Genomic DNA, 761 nt, shown 5'->3' with positions numbered 1-761 from the left:
CCAAAACAATCCTGAGGAGCCATTATGGTAAAGGCGCTCTTTCACTCATTTATGAACATCTCGTTCTTATACTTATTAGTAATGATGCCCAATGTGCATGCTGCAGATGAGACAACTCTCGATATCAGTATCGACAAAGATAAGTTGTATCAGAACGAAATTTTAAACCTCACCGTTACAGCGCGAGCCGAAATGGGCTTTGTTGGTGGCTTGATGAGTTTAGGAGGTATGCAAATAGATGCACCTGACTTCCCTAATCTCGAAGAAACCTGGACGATATTAGACCGTCGCCAAAGCTATAACATGCAATCGATTAACGGTAAAACTGAGAGCCTTATTACCTGGCGTTATGCACTAAGCCCAAAAAGCTCCGGAAGCTTAACAATCCCAGAAGCCAGCTTTAAGGACGCAAAGAGCGCGCCGGTTAGCATTGAAGTAATTGCAGGGAATCGTCCGCATAGTGATGCTCAGCCACCATCTGTATTTTTAAAAGCGAGTATCGATAAACCAAGCCCCTACCTGCAAGAACAAATTATTTATACTCTCGAGCTCTACACGCTCGGCGAAGCTCGTGGCGATATGTCTGAACCACAAAATTCAGATTTTATTATCGAGCCATTTGGAGAAACGTCCAAGACTTACAAAATGGCATACAACCAGCGCTACGAAGTATACGAACGACGTTATTTGCTGTTCCCGCAAAAAAGTGGCGCACTAAGTCTTGCGGGCCCTGAATTCACCGGAACCGTCGTTGATTCTAG

The 761-nt window shown here is 44.4% G+C and carries 1 protein-coding gene; it reads left to right on the top strand.

The annotated features are described in order from the left end of the window. Positions 1 to 24 precede the first annotated feature (24 nt). Positions 25 to 761: BatD family protein (locus A3738_RS08725; protein ID WP_197473728.1), on the top strand; the 737-nt coding region annotated here is incomplete at its 3' end.

It is taken from the genome of Oleiphilus sp. HI0066, from assembly GCF_001635725.1.
Note: the sequence above shows the minus strand (reverse complement) of the source record. Positions and strands in the feature narration are given on the sequence as shown.